Here is a 15,055-nt window from a genome sequence, read left to right as displayed (position 1 = left end):
GCAGGGCCGGTGCGGGCAGGCAACCGGCCTAGTGACCCATGCGCTTCTTGGTCTTGCTGGTGGCCTGCGCGGCCAGCGGGTCGTCGGGCCAGTAGTGTTTCTGGTATTTGATACGCAATTCTTTCTTCACTTCCGCGTAGGTATTGGCCCAGAAGCTGGCGAGGTCGCGGGTCACCTGAACCGGCCGCCGTGCCGGCGACAGCAGGTGGATCATCAGCGGGTAGCGGCCCCGCAGTACCGCCGGCGTCTCGGCCAGGCCGAACATCTCCTGCAGGCGCACCGCCAGTACCGGTTGCTCCTCAGTGTAATCGAGCGCAATACGCGAACCGCTCGGCGCGGTGAAGTGACTCGGCGCCAGGGTGTCCAGCTGCTGTTGCACCGGCCACTCCAGCAGGCCCTGCAGAATGGCGTGCAGTTGCAGCTGTTTCAGTTGTTCCAGTTTGTTGCAGCCGGCCAGGTGCGGCAGCAGCCATTCCTCCAGCGTGGCGAGCAGGGCGTCGTCACTCCAGTCTGGCAGCGCCAATCCGTCGAGCAGATCGGCGAAGTCGGACTGGTTGCGGCGCAGGAATTCCACTCGCGCGCGCAGCGCCTGCGCCTCCTTGCTCCACGGCAGGCTCTGTAGCCCTTTCTGGCGCACCGCGTCGAGCAGGGCGCGGCTCAGCAGTTCCGGTGCTATGTCCCGGGCCGGTTGTTCATCGAGCAGCAGGCGGCCGAGTCGGGTCTGTTCGCTGGCCACCGCGCGCCCGGCGCTGTCGTCCCAGCGCACCGATGTCTCCTGCTCAATCAACTCGGCAAAGCAATCGCGCAGCGCCGGTTCGGAAATACGCGCGGCCAGCTGAATGCGCGCATCGCGGCCGCCGCCGTCCAGTTCGGCGATCACCAGGTATTCTGCCAGCGCCAGCTCGTCGTCGTGGGAGAAGTGCGCGCCGCGGCCGCCGGCGAGGATAAAACGACGTTCGCGGTCGCGGCGGTTGCGTGCGATACGGTCCGGATAGGCCAGGCCGAGCAGGGCGCCGGTGCGATCGAGCTCGTCGATGTCTTTTCCCGTGTCGGGAGACTGACTTCTTTCCAGCTGGCGTTGCCAGGTCTTGGCCTGCTGGCGAATGCGCGCCACCGCGCCGCGGTCCGCGGCACTGTGCTGCGCGCGACCGTTCAGTACCTGCAGGCGTTTGTGAATGTCGCGATCCCAGCGCGCCTCACCGCGCAAAATATCCCGCTCCGACAGCAGCGCCGCGAGCAGGCAGGCATCGGCGGCGAGGTTCCAGTCCACACTGCGCAGCATCATATGGGCGAGGCGCGGGTGGGTGCCCAGCGCCAGCATGGCGCCGCCGTGTTCGGTGATGCGCCCGCTCCGATCCAGCGCGCCCAGTTGCTGCAACAGTTCCCGCGCCTGGGCGCAGGGGCCGGGCGGTGGCAGATCGAGCCAGCGCAGTTCGGCGGGGTCAGTGACGCCCCATTGGGCCAGTTCCAGCACCAGTGGCGCCAGGTCGCTCTGCAGAATCTCGGCGGTGCTCTTGCGCGCGAGTTGGCGCTGCTGCGCTTCGCTCCACAGCCGCAGGCACAGGCCCGCGCTGAGGCGCCCGGCGCGGCCGGCACGCTGGGTGGCGGAGGCCTGCGAAATCCGTGTGGTCACCAGGCGGTTCATGCCGGTGTTGGGATCGAAGCGCGACTCGCGCATCAGGCCGGAATCCACCACCATGTGGATGCCGTCGATGGTCAGGCTGGTCTCGGCCACATTGGTGGCCAGCACCACCTTGCGTCGCCCGGGCGGCGAGGGCGCGATGGCGGCGTCCTGCTGCTGTTTGCCCAGATCGCCGTAGAGTGGCGCTACGTCGATATCACCGTGTCGTTCCAGCTGTTCGCGCAGCAGGGCCTCCAGCTGTCTGATTTCCCCGACACCGGGCAGGAACGCCAGCAGGCTGCCGTCGTGCCCGCCCATCCAGGCGGTAATTCTGCGCGCCATCAGCGCCGGCAGCTGGCGGTTGTCATCCGGAACCTGCTCGTGGGGCAGGTAGTGTTCCTCCACCGGAAAGCTGCGCCCGGCGCTGGTGACGATCGGTGCGTCGTCGAGCAGTGCGGCGACGGCGTCGGCATCCAGGGTGGCGGACATGACCAGCAGTTTGAGATCGTCGCGCAGGTATTCCTGCGACTGCAGGCACAGTGCCAGCGACAGGTCGCCCTGTAAGTTGCGCTCGTGGAATTCATCGAAGATCACCAGCGCGGTGCGCGCCAGCTCCGGGTCTGCCTGAAGCATTCGCGTCAGGATGCCCTCGGTGACCACGAGGATACGCGTGCGGCGACCGGCCTTGCGCTCGGCGCGGATCTGATAGCCGACCGTTTCGCCTACCCGCTCGCCGAGCATCTGCGCCATGCGTGCGGCGGCGCTGCGCGCGGCCAGGCGGCGCGGCTCCAGCAGGATGATATTGCGCTCGCCGAGCCAGGCGCAGTCGAGCAATGCCAGCGGCACGGCGGTGGTTTTGCCGGCGCCGGGGGGCGCCTGCAGGACGACATTCTGGTGCTGTTGCAGTGCGGCGAGTAGCTCGGGCAGGGCGGCGTGAATGGGTAACTCAGACATGCGGCCATTATACCGGGTTCGCGACGGCGTTGACTGCGGCGTCGGAGAGTTGGTTGAAGTAGTCAACTAATTTCTGTATAGTTGATCGAATCAACCAATTGTCCGAAGGATTCTTTCGGGGAGGCAACTATGGCACGACCCCAACCGCGCGAGCTCGAAGTTCTGAATTCGGCTCTGATCAGCCCTCATATGTTACGGATCACCCTCGGTGGCGAGCAGATGGCGGACTTTCCTGTCGAGCAGGAGAGCGCCTATGTGAAGCTGCTGCTGCCGCAACCCGGCGACGAGCGCCCGCTGATGCGCACCTATACCATTCGCCGCCAGCGCGCCGACGAAATTGATATCGACTTTGCCCTGCACGAACACGCCGGTCCCGCCTCCAGCTGGGCGCAGGCCGCTGGTGTCGGTGATCGGATATCGATTGCCGGCCCCGGCGGGAAAAAACTGATCAATAGCGACGCCGACTGGCTGCTGCTGGCGGGCGATATGACGGCGCTGCCGGCCATTGCCGTGAATCTCGAACAGCTGCCGGCAGCCGCACGCGGCTACGCGGTGATCGCGGTATCCGAGGAAGGGGATCGGCAGCCCCTGGCGCATCCGCCCGGGGTGGAAGTGCACTGGCTGGTTACCGATCCATTCAAGGACGGCACCATGGCACTGCTCAACCATATTCGTGCACTGCCGCGGCTCCCGGGCAAGGGGGCGGTCTGGGCCGCCTGCGAGTTCGATGTAATGCGCCAGCTGCGCCAGTACTTTCGCGCGGAGCACCAGGTGCCGGCCAGTCATCGTTACATCTCCAGCTACTGGAAGCAGGGGCTTAACGAGGAACAGCACAAGCAGGTAAAGCGGGTCGAGGAAGCTGTGTTTGCCGGCACTGAATAGCACCGAATCGGCGGGGAGCCTTAGTCGCCGCCGCCAAATTTCTTCATCGCATACAAGACCAGCGGCTTGCCGAACAGCGCCAGCACAATCAGCCCACCCAGAATCATCAGTGCGAGCGGATCCTCCTCCGCCAGCTTCAGCACCAGTGCCACCGCCGCCGCAGAGGCGCTGACGGCACCGAAACCGCTGATCGAACGGCGGCCGGCGCGCTTGTCGAAGGCGAGACCGCAGACCACGGCGAATGTCAGCAGGAAGGCGAGACTCGCGGCCTTCACCAGAATTTCCAGATTGCCCACGGCGGCCATCAGCGCCGCCGCTACGCCCAGTATCATCACGCCCCGATCCGGCATGCCGGCGTCGTTGCGGTGGCTCATGGATTTCGGCAGGTCGCCGGCTTCGGCCAGTATCAGCGATAGGCGCGCGGTAGCGAACAGGGTTGAATTGATCGCCGAGCCAGTAGAGAAGGCTGCGGCAATAGTGACAATAATCAGCCCGGTGGTGCCCAGCGCCTTTTCGCCGGCGATCGAGAGCGCGACTTCCTTGTGCTGCACCACCTGGTCGGATCCGATCAGCATGGCCGTACCGATGGCCACCAGGACATAGGTCACGATCACGATCGCAATCGCGGCGAGCATAGCGCGGCGCAGGTTCTTGTTCGGGTTTTCGATATCGTCGTACCCGTATGCCAGCAGCTGGAAGCCTTCATAAGCCATAAAGACGGAAGCGGCACCGAACATTGCCGCGCCCAAGCCTTTGTCTTCCGTGCCGCGCGCGAGCAAATCCGGTTGCCAGGAGGCGATGCCCCAGATGGCCAGCCCCAGCAACACGACCAGTTTGATCCACACCAGAAAGATTTCTACCCAGCCGGCCTCTGCCACGCCGCGCAGGTTGAGGGCGATAAACAGGGACATGATGCCGACCGCCGACGCGCGCGAGAATATGGGCCCGAGATGCATCACATGGCCAAGGTACTGGCCGAACGTAAAGGCGTAAACCGCATTGGTCAGCACATAGCCGACGATCAGTATCCACGCCAGGCTGCCGGCAAAACCGTGCGCGTTGACTTTGCGCAGGTAGGTGTAGGCGCCGCCGCCCTCCTCATAATGCTCTGCCAGTTCCGCGTAACAGTAGCCGGTGGCCAGCGCAATCAGGCCCGCCACCAGGAAGCTGACCCAGGCCCAGGCACCGGCAATTTCAATCACCACGCCAAGCGTGGAGAAAATCCCGCCGCCAATCATACCGCCCACGGCCATGGACCAGGTGGCCTGTAAACCTAGCTTTGCATCAAGTTTGCTCATAGGGGCGACTGCTGTGCATCAGATGACAGCTTATGTCATAGCGTCAGCGCCCCGGACGGGATCTGGATGGGAACGAAGAAACAACTGCCAATATTGCACATTGCCGCAGGCGATCTGCGCGCGGCCTGCCGGGACGCGGGCTAGTTGCCGGGTGTACGCAGCTGCTGCAACAGCCACTGCTCGAACTGGGCTTTGGGCAGTGCGCCCGAGAGACGTGCCACTTCACGCCCGCCGCGAAAGACCAGCAGTGTGGGGATGGAGCGAATCTGCAGTTGTGTGGCGGTCTGGGGATTGGCTTCGGTATCCAGCTTCAGGAAGACCGCCCACGTCGCCATTTCCGCGGCCACCTGGCTGAATACCGGGGCGAACTGCTGACAGGGGCCGCACCAGGACGCCCAGCAATCGACTACCAGCGGCAGGTCACTGCGGTCGACAAAGCGGCGGAAATTGAGGTCGCCGGTGTCAACAGGACTGGCAGCCAGCAGCCTTGCGCGACACTTGCCGCACAGGGGACGGTCACCGAGCTTGCTGTCCGGCACACGGTTGATTGCGCCGCAGGCGGGGCAGACGATTTGCAGGGGGTTGGTCATGGCTAAAATCCGGCCGGTCGCGGAGCACAGACTATGGGCGCCTGCCACACGGAAATCAACCGGGTAGCAGGCGTCAGCGGATCGGTTATTTGCACTGCAGCAGCCACACGTGCTCTTCTGCCGGGCATTTGCCCTTCAGACCGCCTGCCACTTCCTTGCTCTGCAGTTGCTGTAATGTGTAGTCGGCGGCGTAGTGGGACGTTACCTCTGCGTCGCTGACCGCGAACGGCGGGCCGGGCATTACAGTCTGGTCGTAGACAAACGTAATCAGTAGCTGCGGTGCCTTCGCGGTAATGGCCATCAGGTGCTGCGCATAGCGCACGCGCATGGGTTCCGGCAGGGCGACCAGTGCTGCCCGATCGTAGACGGCATCAACCGCCCCCAGCGTTTCCTTGGTAAGCGCGAACAGATCGCCGCCGAAAATATCCAGGCCTTCGGCCTGGTAGTGCTGCAGCTGGCCGACTTTCGTCACCCGCGGCTCGACGCCCAGCTCGTCGAAGAGCTGCTCGATGGCCAGCGCACTCAGCTCCGCGCCAGCCACGCGGTAGCCCTGCGACAGCAGCCAGCCGATATCGAGTGTCTTGCCGCACAGCGGCAGAAAGATGCGCTGGTTTTTGACGAGGGCGAGGGCGTTGATGTTGTCGACCAGAGATGGGTTGGCCTGCGGTTCATGAAAGCCAATCTGGTTGTTTTTCCATCGCTGGTGCCAGAATTCCGGATCCATAGTCAGTGCCTCATGGGAGTACTACAAAGGGGAACCATTATATGAGCTTCGCCTCGAGCTGCCATGGAGTGTCGCCGTTGATTAGAGGGGGAAAATGGAAGTTTTGGGTTCCCGGGTGCTCAATCTCACTCAGGAGTTGGCCGGTTTACGGATTTCTCCGGCAGTATTTCAATGATGTTTTTTGATCGCTGACCGTTTTTTCCGCTTTCGCAGTGCAACCGTCTATATGCCGAAATTCGAAAGTTGCGGTATGTAAACAGAGAAGGGCCGGCAAAGCCGGCCCTTCTGCAAGGTGGAGTCTGAACTCCTTCAGGCATTGCGCGATTTCAGCGGCTCCCGCAATTGTTCCGCCATGCCCAGCAGCAGCGTCTCGGTGGTTTCCCAGTCTATACATTTGTCGGTGACGGACACCCCGTATTCCATCTGGCTGTGGTCATCCAGAATCTTCTGGTTGCCGGCCTTCAGGTTGCTCTCCACCATAATGCCGATAATAGACTTGTTGCCGTCAAGAATCTGGTGGGTGACGTTGTCCACTACCAGTGGCTGTAGCTCGTGGTTCTTGTTCGAGTTGGCGTGGCTGCAGTCGACCATGATGTTCGGGAGGATACCGGCCTTGTGCAGTTCCTGTTCGCACATGGCGACACTGACGGAGTCGTAGTTGGGCTTGTCGTTGCCGCCGCGCAATACCACGTGGCCGTATCTATTGCCGGCGGTATGGATGACGGCGACCCGGCCTTCCTTGTTGATGCCGAGGAAGCGGTGCGGGTTGGCGGTGGACTGCAGCGCGTTGATGGCCACATCCAGGCTGCCGTCGGTGCCGTTCTTGAAGCCCACAGCCGAGGAGAGGCCGCTGGCCATTTCACGGTGGGTCTGGGATTCGGTGGTGCGTGCGCCGATGGCGGACCAGGAGATCAGGTCCTGCAGGTACTGGGGTGAAATCGGGTCCAGCGCTTCGGTGGCGGTGGGCAGGCCCAGCTCGGCAATATCGCGCAGCAGTTTGCGGCCGATATGCAGACCCTCTTCGATCTTGAAGGAATCGTTCAGGTAGGGGTCGTTGATCAGGCCTTTCCAGCCCACGGTGGTACGCGGCTTCTCAAAATAGACACGCATGACGATCAGCAGGGTGTCGGACACCTTGTCCGCCACTTTCTTGAGGCGATGGGCATAGTCCATCGCGGCCTCCACGTCGTGGACGGAACAGGGGCCAATCACCACCATCAGGCGGTGATCCTTGCGGTCGAGGATATCGCGCACGGCGGCGCGGCCGGTGGCTACGGTCGCCTCGGCGGCTTCGCTCACCGGCAGCTCGGCCTTGAGCGCTTCGGGGCTGATCAGGATGTCCTGGGAGACGACGTTGAGGTCGTCAAACTGCTGTGTGGTCATGTCATTCACTATCTGCTTCTATTCGCGTGTCCGCCGGGCATTCCGCGCCGGAGCGGGGCACTTATCCTACTCACAGTATACGGGCAGGGCGAGGGTTTCATTTGCAACTAGTTGCGAGTTGCTCGCCTGGATTCAGACCGCAAAGCGGTTCCTAAAGAATCGGATTATGTAGGAGAAGTGTTGTTGAGAAGGCCGCCGAAGGTGGGTTGTTGGGCGGGGTATTTTGGTCGGGTTGGTGGTGTCGTGGCTATCGGGGAGAGGGCGAACACAAGGTTCGCCCCTACAGATCCAGCGCAGAGATCATGACCAACAAAATCACCACAGGCCACTCGAGGCACTTAATGGGTTAACACACCGGAGCATTTTCCGTAGGGGCGAACCTTGTGTTCGCCCGTGTGTACCCGCGGCGTACTACTTCAGTTCGGCCAGCTGCTGCAGCAGTGGAAAGTAGAGCGCGCAGCGGATATTGCGCTCGCCTTTTGCGTAAAACAGCTTGCGGTAGTTCTCCAGCTGGCCGCGATACTTCTCCAGCTGCGCGGCAACAAAGTCCGGTTGCGCTTCGCTGCCAGCCGGCTCGGCGGTTTTGTAGTCGATAATCCAGCGTACACCGTCGCCATCGATAAAAGTGCGGTCGACGATGGAGCGGCGCAGCTGGCGGCCGCCGCTGTGAAGTTCCAGTTCGCAGGCGGATTCGCGGTGGCGGTTGTCCAGCAGCCAGCGGCCGGTGTCGCAGTCCAGCGTCATGGTGATGGCCTGCTCGACTTTTTCGCGCGCCTTTTCCAGGCCGCTGCCGTAGAGTCCCAGTTGCTTCAGGCGCAGTTGCCACAGCGGGCGCTGTTGCAACACACGCTCGCGATTCCATTGGGAGACGTCGGTGTCAGCGCTGCTGGCGATGGTGGCGAGCGTTTCGTGAGCCACGGTGCCGGCATGGCGCAGCCAGCGCACCGCCACCTGGCCCATGTCCGCGGGAATATTGGCTGGTGCCTCGGGATCATCGGTTGCCGCGGCGCGGTAATCCGGCATGCGGTACTGGGTCAGCCACTCGCGCTGCGGAATTGCCGGGGCCTGCCAGTCGGCCGGCAGGCGCAACAGGTAATCGCGGCTGGCGTAGTGCTGGTCGCCTTGCGCTTGTTCCTCCGGCGCCTCCAGCCAATGGCACCAGTCGTTCTCCTGTTCGCGCTCGACTGATGGCCAGATACCGGTCAGCAGTGCGGCGTTGCCGGGGGGCTTGAGCGTGCCTTTCTTTTCGTCGCGCTGTATACAACCGAGCAGGTGCAGCGAGCGGATGGCGCGGGTGCAGCCGACGTAGAGCAGGCGCGTGCCCTCTAAACGCTCGCGCTCGTTGTTGTCATAGCGGAGGAAGTCGAAGAGTGGGTCGGCGTCGCCGCGGGCGCTTTTCGGTGCGAGCAGGAAGCGGCTGTCGCCGTCCTTGTTCAGCCATTCGGCCCAGCGCAGCAGCTGGTCACCGCCGGGCTTGCCGCCCTGGTCCAGCCCCGGGATCAGCACATGCTCGAACTCCAGCCCCTTGGACTTGTGGATCGTCATCACCTGTACGCGGGCGTCGTTGCCGGGACGGGCAAAGAGTTTTTCCAGCGCGTTGTAGAACTGCGGCCAGTCGGCGATGGCACCGCCGCTATCGAAGCGTTCCAGCAGGTGGAAGAAATCCGCCACGTTACCCAGTTCGGATTTGTCGGCGACACTGGCCGGACCGCCGAGGGCCAGCCACAGGCCCTCGATCCAGGCGCGCAGCGGTTTGCGCCCACGCTGCTGCCAGGCCAGCAGCAACGGCGCGGCGGCGCGCTGCAGGCGCGCGCGGCCGTCGTCACTGAGCAGATCGATCGCATCGACTTCTTCGAGTGCCAGCAACAGCGGGCGCGCACTGGTATCGGTAGCCGGCAGCTCGCCGTTGCCCCAGTTCGCCAGGGTATACAGGTCGGGCAGGGCCAGGCCGCACCAGGGCGCGCGCAGCAGCGCCAGCCAGGCGATGCGATCGCTCGGGTCGAGCAGGGCGCGGGTCAGGCTGAGTAGGTCCAGCACCACCATCTTACTGGCCAGCGGCGCCAGGTCCGGGGCCTGGAAAGTGATGCCGGCGGCACTGAGCGCCGGCAGTACGCGCCCCAGGTGTTTTTTCTTGCGCACCAGGATGGCGATGCGCCCGTCGGGATCTTTGGCCTGCAACTGCTGCACCAGATCCAGCACCTGCAGGGCCTCGCGCTCGCGGCTGTCGTCGTCGACACAACCGTAAAAGTTCACCGCCGGCGCCGGCCATTTGGTGCCCTTGAACGCGTGGGACTGCAGATAGCGCACGGCGCCGCGGCTGATGTTGTCCTGCGCCGGAAAGGCCTGCTGGAAAGTCGCGTTGACCCAGTCGACCACTGCGCCCTCGGAGCGGAAATTCACCTGCAGGTCGAGCGGCTCCAGTTCTACCTCGCCAATACCGCGGGCGCGCGCATCGAGGAAGATGCCCACGTTGGCGTTGCGGAAACCGTAACAGGACTGCATACCGTCGCCGACGATAAACAGCGTGCGGCCATCGCCGGGTTCCCAGCCGGCGGTAAGTTTTTCCAGCAGCTGCAGCTGCATCTGCGAGGTATCCTGGAATTCGTCGACGAGAATGTGTTGCGTCTGGATATCCAGCTTCAGCGCTAGGTCGGTGGGCTCGTCGCTGCTGCCGAGGGCGATCAGCGCGGCCTGGGCCACTTCGGTGTAGTCGGTGGCGCCGAGTTGCTGAAAGACGAGTTTCAATTCGGCGACCAGTTTGGGCAGTACCTGCGCCAGTGCCTGCAGCAGCTCCCACTGGTTCTGTTGCAGACCGGACGGCAGCTGGCGCACTTCATTGATAGCGGCGAGCAGTGTTTCGTTGCCGCGCAATTCTGCCAGCAGGTCTTTGATCCGCGCCTTGTACTCGTTGGCCAGCGCCGTTTCCGGATCCTTCTTGTCCACCGCGGGAAAGCCCACGCGCTTGTCCACGGCCTTGCGCAGTTCGCCCTTGCCCGTTACTAGCAGTTCGGTCAGGGCCAGCCACTGGGGCAGGGCGCCGCTGTCGGTTGGCGGCAGGTCGTCCAGTTCGGCGCAGGCGCATAGCGGGTGTTCCGGCTTGTCTTTGCGCAGGTTCTTGCCCGCGTAACTCGCGAGCTCTACCAGTTCGCCGGCGTAGCCTTGCAGTTGTTGCGCCAGGGCGTCCAGGTTCTCCGTCACCAGTTCGTCGATGGCGAAGTGAAAATAATCCTGTGCGCCAGCGTGGCTGACACCGAGTAGCGGCCCCAGCCACTGCTCGCGTTTTTCCAGCAGTATCTGCAGCAGCTTGTTGAGCTGGCCCAGGTCGTTGTCGAGGTGCAGCAGCAGCTGTTGCAGGTCGGCGTCCGGCGGGTCCCGGTCCAGGTGCTTGAGCAGGTTGACCACCGCCATCTCGAACGCGATCTGCGTCTGCTCCAGCGGTTCGCCCGGGGCGCCGAGGCCGCTCTCGATCGGCAGCTGGCTGGCGAGGCTGCGGCACAGGCCGTCGATGGTCTGGATGCGCAGGCGTTGCGGCATCTGCAGCAGCTGCCAGTTCAATTCGGCATCGCGGGCGAGCAGGCTGCGGGCCAGATCCCAGGTAACGGCGTCGTGCGGGTTGTCCGGGCGCTCGGTGTCGCGTGCCTGCAGCAGCGCGCTGATCAGGCGCTCGCGCATTTCGCCGGCGGCCTTGCGGGTAAAGGTGATCGCCAGCACTTCTTCCGGCTGCTGGCAGGCCGCCAGCAGTTTCAGTACCCGCTGGGTCAACAGGCCGGTCTTGCCGGAGCCGGCCGGCGCGGACACGGCGAAGCTGTGGGTGATATCCAACGCGCGGGCGCGGGCGCTGGCGTCTACCGGTTGAGGTGTTTCTTCTAGCACTGCGTTCATGGTCGGGCTTGTCGCTGTTCTGTTTGTTGGCGGACGGCGGTATCAAATTTACTCGGTGGCTTGTTCGCGCTCCGGCCAGCGGTTCAGCGGCCAGAGTTCCGGGTCGTTATCCGCCGGGCGATCGAAGGCGAGGCTGGCGTGGCCGCCGCGGTATTCGCCGGCGAGCAGTTCCAGGCCGTTGCGCCAGTAATCGCTGAGTTCCGCCCAGTTGGCGAAGGGCGCGTCCTTCTGGGTGTCGGCCACAGCCTTGATGCCGTCGATGGGGTGCTCCAGCTCGCCGCAGCCGCGCCATTTGCAGTCGCCGTTGCGCACCTGGCCGAAGGCGATGGCGCGGGCGTGGGGCTGGAACAGGGCGTACAGCGGCAGCTGCGGTTCGCGGATGCGCTGCGCCAGCCAGTCGTTGATATTGGGTGTGCCGGTCTTGTAGTCGATCACCAGCTGTTCGCCGCTGGCGAGCTGGTCGAGCCGGTCGAGGCGCAGGTTGAACTGCAGTCCGCCGATCTCGACATTTTGTTCCCATTCGACCTTTTCCACCGCGAAGGCGGGGCGCTGCGCTTCCAGATCCAGCCACTGCTGCATCAGCCGCTGCAGGCGCTCGGCCTCCATCTGCCAGAAGCCCTCGGGCAGGTGGGCGTGTTTTTTGCGCGGACTGCGCAGGGCGCTGTCGACGGCGGTCTGCACCTGCTGCTGGCGGGCCGGTGCATCCATTGTCTGCAGGTGGGCGGCATCGCCGCAGTACTGCCAGAACTCCGCCAGCACCTGGTGCACGATATTGCCGCGCTCGGCGGGGCTGAGCCCGATGCCGGGTTGCATAAAGCCACTGGCGCCGAGGCGGTAGCGCAGCTGCGCATTGAGCGGGCACAGCGCCTGGGCTTTCAGTACCGAGGCGCCGCCGCGCACACGCTCGCAGTCCTGCGGTGCCAGCGGCGGCAGCCGGGCATCGTCGATCCTTTCCAGCGCGGCGGCGTTGCCGAGCTGCTCGCAGTGTTCCGTCAGTGCATCGCCGTCCAGAGCCGGCAAAGTGGCCGGCTGGCCGAACAGGGTGCTGAGCCCCTGGTGTACGCCGTCCTCCTCACTGGCATAGCTGACGACAATATCCGCGCTGGCATTCAGCAGGTCGGCAGTCAGTTCGCGCGCGAGTTCCAGTTCGCGCTCGGCGCTGGCGCGGGGCATTTTCCAGTGTTTCTGCCACTGCACCGGCAGCAGCGGGTTGGGGGCCGGGGCCGGCGGCCACTGCTGCTGGCCGAAACCGACGAGGCGCAGGTGGTCGAAGGCGAGGCCGCCGGCCTCGAGCACGCCGAGGATCTGCAGCGGCCCGTCGCGGGTCTCGGCCTGGAAGGGGGTGCGGCTGGCGATCTGGCGCAGTTGCTGCAGTGCCTGGGTCGGGGTCAGGCTGCCGGCGTACTCCGACAGCGCGGCCAGCTCTTCGAGCGCGCGCTCCCACAGCAGCAGCTGCTGGTATTCCTGGCTGTCGGGGTTGCGCGGGCCGGGCCAGCCCAGCGCCGCCAGCAATTCGCTGAAGCGCGCGGCCCAGACTTCCGCCGGCGCGCGCTGCCAGCGGCGCTGCCAGTCGCCGATCTTTTCCAGTTGGCGCGGTAGCTGCGGTGCCTCCAGCCCCAGGCCCTCGGCGACGCGCTCGGCCCAGTAGCGCAGTGTGGCGCCATCGATGCGGCGCAGCTCCAGTTTCTGCAGGCGGCGGAACAGGGCCGTGCGCAGCCAGGTCTCGTGGTCGGCGGTGCCCCAGAAGGGGCTGAACAGCAGGTTGCGCAGCTGCGCGTAGTCCCAGTCGTCCTGCAACAGTTCCAGCAACTGCAGCGCGCCACCGCCGATGGCGGTCTGCGCCAGCGGTGTACCGGCGGAGAAGTTGAACGGCAGCGTGTAGCGCGGCCGCTCGGTGGCGAGGAATTGCGGTTCCAGTACCCGCGCAAAGATCGCTTCCACCTGGGCGCGGCACTGGCCCAGGTTGTTGACCACGATGGCGACACTGGCGTCGGCGTCCTGCGCCAGCTTTTGCGCGGCCCAGCGCGCGGCCTGGTACAGCTCTTCCTCCAGGTTCTGGCAGGCCGCGGCCTGGATTGTGGCGGCGCGCTCGGCCGCCGGGCGTGCGGCGACGGTGTCGGCGGCGGTGTTGATGATCTCCTCGGCCAGGGGCGAGATCTGCGCAAAGCCGGCGGTGTCGATCTGCGGCAGGCGCGGCAGGGCGCGCTCGTGCAGCGCGCGCAGGATCAGCTGGTCGCGCTGGTCCGGGGTGATGGCGTTGTGGGTGTGCAGCTGGCGGGCGAAGGCGCGGATCATCGCAAACAGCGGATAGCGCTCGCGATCCAGCGACAGCGCGAACTGCTCCAGAAGCGGCTCCACTGCGGCGTCGAGCTGCTCGATATCGGTCACCAGCTGCCACTGCAGCAGCTGCGCCAGGGCGCCGTCGGCGTCGCGGCACAGCTGCTGGCTGTTCAGCAGGGCGCGCTCCAGGGCTTCATCGAGGGCACGCTGCCACAGCAGCTGGCGCTGCTCGCGGTTCAGTACCTGCTTCAGCGCCGGTTTCCAGCCCTGCTGCTGCAGCTGAAACCACTGCTGGTCGAGCCAGCCGCTGAGCGATTCCACCGCCGGCGGCGCCCAGCAGGCGCCGGCCGCCTGTTGTGCGGCATAGACCTGCTGGCAGCGGTTGCGCAGGCGGTTGTTGGGCGTCAGCAGCAGACCTCCGGGCGGGAGTTGCGCGAGGATTTCCAGGGCGGGGAATGCCGGTTGGAGCATGGATTCTGGGGTCCGAAATCTGAGTGGGAATAGGGTAAACGGTCGCGGTTTGCGGCGGTGGTGTCAACTGGTGCGGGCGCACTGTGTTGGTGGTGCGCGCGGCGTACCCTAGGTGGTGGTTGCCGGGCTCGGCGCGAATTCGGCAAATGCCTGCTGGATGCGTCCATCGGTGTCCGGCGCACTGGTCAGCAGCTGGCTGGGGCCGGGCGTGTCCGGCAGTGCCAGCTGCAGCTCGTCGAGCCACCAGCGCACCCGTCGGGCGATGGCGGCGCCGGAATCCAGCCATTGGATGGGGCGCGGTGCATAGCGGTCGAGTTCGTCCCGCAAAAGCGGGAAATGGGTGCAGGCGAGTACCGCGATATCCACCCTGTCGCCGCCGGCGGTATGGAAGATGCGCGCCAGCACCGGCTCCAGGTCGTCGGCGGTGATGGTCTCGCCGCGCAGCTTGGCTTCTGCCAGGCGCACCAGTTCCGGGGCGGGCACGTTGATCACGCGGTTGCCGTCGGCGAACTGTTCGATCAGGTCGCGGGTGTAGTTGCGGTTGACGGTGCCCTCGGTGGCAACCAGGGCAATGGTTCGGCTGCGGGTTGCCGCTGCCGCGGGCTTGATTGCCGGTACCACCCCCACCACCGGCTGCGCCAGCACCTCGCGCAGTTGCGGCAGGGCCAGGGTGCTGGCGGTATTGCAGCCCACCACAAGGATATCCGCCGCGGTGGCGGCCATCATACGGCGCGCCTGCGCGACGATACGCGGGCGCAGGGCCTCCTCGCTTCTGGTGCCGTAGGGGTAGAAACCGTTGTCGATGCCGAAGTGCAGGGTCAGGCCCGGCAGCAGGGCGCGAATTTCCCGCGCGATACTGATGGCGCCGACGCCGGAGTCGAACACCAGCGCGCTGGGAGGCATTTTGCTAGAATGGGCGGCTTCCACCATGTGTCTCGAAATAGATCCTGACCGTAGTGCCTGAACGGAA

Annotated in this window: 9 protein-coding genes; 1 reads left to right on the top strand and 8 read right to left on the bottom strand. The window is 64.9% G+C overall.

Annotated features, from left to right (window positions below):
* Positions 1-28 precede the first annotated feature (28 nt).
* Positions 29-2,575: an ATP-dependent helicase HrpB gene (hrpB, locus tag ABDK11_RS10670; RefSeq protein ID WP_346836489.1), complete on the bottom strand. Its 2,547-nt coding sequence runs from the start codon at positions 2,573-2,575 to the stop codon at positions 29-31.
* Between the two features lie 129 nt (positions 2,576-2,704).
* Between hrpB and ABDK11_RS10665 the strand changes: the two genes are divergently transcribed.
* Positions 2,705-3,457, top strand: a complete 753-nt coding sequence (locus ABDK11_RS10665; protein ID WP_346836488.1) for a siderophore-interacting protein — start codon at positions 2,705-2,707, stop codon at positions 3,455-3,457.
* A 20-nt stretch (positions 3,458-3,477) separates the two neighbouring features.
* On the opposite strand, the gene ABDK11_RS10660 is transcribed toward ABDK11_RS10665, so the two are convergent.
* The 7 genes from ABDK11_RS10660 to murI all read right to left on the bottom strand — a co-directional run bounded on the left by ABDK11_RS10660 (position 3,478) and on the right by murI (position 14,988).
* Entirely contained in the window at positions 3,478-4,755 is a 1,278-nt protein-coding gene (locus ABDK11_RS10660) for an APC family permease (protein ID WP_346836487.1), read from the bottom strand.
* Positions 4,756-4,895: 140 nt separating this feature from the next.
* Positions 4,896-5,345: a thioredoxin TrxC gene (trxC, locus tag ABDK11_RS10655; RefSeq protein ID WP_346836486.1), complete on the bottom strand. Its 450-nt coding sequence runs from the start codon at positions 5,343-5,345 to the stop codon at positions 4,896-4,898.
* Positions 5,346-5,430: 85 nt separating this feature from the next.
* Positions 5,431-6,069 (bottom strand): thiopurine S-methyltransferase, encoded by a 639-nt coding sequence (gene tmpT / locus ABDK11_RS10650; RefSeq protein ID WP_346836485.1) that lies wholly within the window; start codon positions 6,067-6,069, stop codon positions 5,431-5,433.
* A 309-nt stretch (positions 6,070-6,378) separates the two neighbouring features.
* Positions 6,379-7,452, bottom strand: coding sequence for a 3-deoxy-7-phosphoheptulonate synthase (locus ABDK11_RS10645; protein ID WP_346836484.1), 1,074 nt, complete (start codon positions 7,450-7,452; stop codon positions 6,379-6,381).
* A gap of 411 nt (positions 7,453-7,863) precedes the next feature.
* Positions 7,864-11,334: a UvrD-helicase domain-containing protein gene (locus tag ABDK11_RS10640; RefSeq protein WP_346836483.1), complete on the bottom strand. Its 3,471-nt coding sequence runs from the start codon at positions 11,332-11,334 to the stop codon at positions 7,864-7,866.
* Between the two features lie 48 nt (positions 11,335-11,382).
* Positions 11,383-14,085 (bottom strand): PD-(D/E)XK nuclease family protein, encoded by a 2,703-nt coding sequence (locus tag ABDK11_RS10635; protein WP_346836482.1) that lies wholly within the window; start codon positions 14,083-14,085, stop codon positions 11,383-11,385.
* A 108-nt stretch (positions 14,086-14,193) separates the two neighbouring features.
* Entirely contained in the window at positions 14,194-14,988 is a 795-nt protein-coding gene (gene murI, locus ABDK11_RS10630) for a glutamate racemase (RefSeq protein ID WP_346836481.1), read from the bottom strand.
* Between the last annotated feature and the right edge of the window lie 67 nt (positions 14,989-15,055).

The sequence above is a fragment of the Microbulbifer sp. SAOS-129_SWC genome (assembly GCF_039696035.1).
Lineage (GTDB): Bacteria > Pseudomonadota > Gammaproteobacteria > Pseudomonadales > Cellvibrionaceae > Microbulbifer.
Note: the sequence above shows the minus strand (reverse complement) of the source record. Positions and strands in the feature narration are given on the sequence as shown.

Coding starts and splice junctions, on each gene's coding strand:
- hrpB (WP_346836489.1), bottom strand. CDS start 2,575: ATGTCTGAGTTACCCATTCACGCCGCCCTGCCCGAGCTACTCGCCGCA.
- ABDK11_RS10665 (WP_346836488.1), top strand. CDS start 2,705: ATGGCACGACCCCAACCGCGCGAGCTCGAAGTTCTGAATTCGGCTCTG.
- ABDK11_RS10660 (WP_346836487.1), bottom strand. CDS start 4,755: ATGAGCAAACTTGATGCAAAGCTAGGTTTACAGGCCACCTGGTCCATG.
- trxC (WP_346836486.1), bottom strand. CDS start 5,345: ATGACCAACCCCCTGCAAATCGTCTGCCCCGCCTGCGGCGCAATCAAC.
- tmpT (WP_346836485.1), bottom strand. CDS start 6,069: ATGGATCCGGAATTCTGGCACCAGCGATGGAAAAACAACCAGATTGGC.
- ABDK11_RS10645 (WP_346836484.1), bottom strand. CDS start 7,452: ATGACCACACAGCAGTTTGACGACCTCAACGTCGTCTCCCAGGACATC.
- ABDK11_RS10640 (WP_346836483.1), bottom strand. CDS start 11,334: ATGAACGCAGTGCTAGAAGAAACACCTCAACCGGTAGACGCCAGCGCC.
- ABDK11_RS10635 (WP_346836482.1), bottom strand. CDS start 14,085: ATGCTCCAACCGGCATTCCCCGCCCTGGAAATCCTCGCGCAACTCCCG.
- murI (WP_346836481.1), bottom strand. CDS start 14,988: ATGCCTCCCAGCGCGCTGGTGTTCGACTCCGGCGTCGGCGCCATCAGT.